Genomic DNA, 1,989 nt, shown 5'->3' on the forward strand with positions numbered 1-1,989 from the left:
CCCCCCCCCCCCCCCCCCCCCCCCCCCCCCCCCCCCGCCCCCCCCCCCCCCCCCCCCCCCCCCCCCCCCCCCCCCCCCCCCCCCCCACGCCGAGGAGATCGCCCGCGAGTTCGGCGTCCCCGCCAAGGGTTTCAAGGTCGACGTCACCGACGAGGCGTCCGTCGACGCCGCGATCGGCGCCGTCGAGGCCGAGATGCCCGCCGTCGGCGGCCTCGCGAACATCGCCGGCGTCACCTCCCCCACCCGGTTCTTCGAGACCACCCTCGCCGAGTGGAACCGCATCATGACGATCAACGCGACGGGCACGTACATCGTCAGCAAGCGCGTCGCGGCGACCATGAAGGACCTCGGGTACGGCCGGATCGCGAACATGTCGTCGGTCTCCGCGGTCCGCGGCGGCGGCGTGTTCGGCGGCGTCCCCTACTCGGCCGCGAAGGCCGCGGTCCTCGGGTTCACCCGCGCGCTGGCCCGCGAGCTCGGCCCCACCGGGATCACCGTCAACGCCATCACCCCCGGTGTCGTGGCGACCGACATCCGCGCCGGGGCCACCACCCCCGAGATCGAGGCCAAGCTCGGCGAGGACGTCGTGCTGGGCCGCCAGGCCACCGCCGACGAGATCGCCGCGCTGTTCTCGTTCCTGCTGAGCGACGACGCGTCCTACATCACCGGCGCGACGTACGACATCAACGGCGGGTCGCACATCTACTGACGCAGGCCCCGCACCCGGCGCTCCACGACCGGGGCGTCCGGGGCCCCGGCCGTGACCGCCGCCTCGAACGTCCCGGCCTGCCCGGTGCCGGTGAGCAGCGTCGCCGCGGAACCGTCCAGCGGCTGACGCCACACCTGGGTGTCCTGGACGGCGCCGTCGGCCGACGGCAGCGACCGGCCCGCGACGACCACCCAGGCCGGGTCGGCGGCGAGCACCTGCTCGACGAACTCCGGGGCGTCGGCCAGGTCCCGCACCACGGCACCGGTGCGGTCCACCACGGCCAGGCGGCGCTCGGTCGCCGTCGCCCGGACCACGACGACCCCCTCCCCGCCGGGGACCGCGCCGGCCAGCGCCTCCCCCGCGCCGGGCGTCACGACCTGGCGCGCGGTGCGCGCGGCCACGTCCACGAGCACCAGGTCGCCGCCCTCCGCCGTCGGCCGGGTCAGCACGAGCGTCGAGGAGTCGGAGGAGAAGCTCAGCCCCGCGGTGTCCTGCGCCCCCGCCACCACCGACTGGCGGCCGGTGGCGACGTCCGCGACGACGAGCTGCGTCGGCGCCGCCCCGCACACGTCGGCCCCGCGCTCGCGCCAGGCCACCGTCGCGCCGTCCGGGGAGAACGTCAGGTCACCGGCCGTGGGGGCGACCGTCCCCAGCGCCCGGCGCGTCCCGTCCGGCGCCTCCAGCACCAGGTCCGGCCGCAGCAGGCGGTCGTCGGTCGTGCAGTCCGTCGGCGCCCAGTCCGGGCGGTGGAACCACGCGAGCGTGCCGTCCGGCCCCCACGCCAGGGCCCGGGAGTCCCCGTCGGCGTCGAGGTCGCGGCGCTGCGAACCGTCGGCGGCCGCGACGTGGACGCGGCCCAGGTCGTCACCGCCGTAGGAGATCCAGGCGATGCGGCTCCCGTCGGGCGACCAGCTCACGTCGTACGGCGCGCCCTCGGCGATGCGCCACCGCCGTCCGGTCGCGGTGTCCACCGCGTCCAGCCCCGTCACCCGGTCCGTGGAGACCCCCGGGTAGGCCAGCAGCGGACCGGTCGCCGCGGCCGAGGCCACCGGCGCGGTGGTCAGCAGACCCGCGGTCAGGACGGCGACGCCCAGCGTCCCCACGATCGTGCGCACGAGATCCCCCCGGTTCGGCAGACCCCCATCCCACCAGGTCCGCACCCGGTGCGCGGGGATTTCACCCGACCCGGCGATCCCCTCCCCACCCCCTCCGCGATCAAGGACACCCGCACGGCGATCAAGGACACCCGCACTCCTGCGACGTCGGGTGACCTTGATCGC

General features: G+C 76.7%; 1 protein-coding gene and 1 pseudogene. One reads left to right on the forward strand and one right to left on the reverse strand.

All coding sequences use genetic code 11. The features are described from left to right. Positions 1-88: 88 nt before the first annotated feature. Positions 89-709, forward strand: a pseudogene (locus tag ACRYRX_RS22530) (SDR family NAD(P)-dependent oxidoreductase); the annotation flags it as partial. On the opposite strand, the gene ACRYRX_RS22535 reads toward ACRYRX_RS22530, so the two are convergent. After that, complete coding sequence (locus tag ACRYRX_RS22535) at positions 703-1,824, reverse strand: TolB family protein (protein WP_432515437.1); 1,122 nt, start codon at positions 1,822-1,824, stop codon at positions 703-705. The pseudogene ACRYRX_RS22530 and the gene ACRYRX_RS22535 overlap by 7 nt on opposite strands. Between the last annotated feature and the right edge of the window lie 165 nt (positions 1,825-1,989).

This window comes from Kineococcus lubricus, from assembly GCF_050871965.1.
Lineage (GTDB): Bacteria > Actinomycetota > Actinomycetes > Actinomycetales > Kineococcaceae > Kineococcus.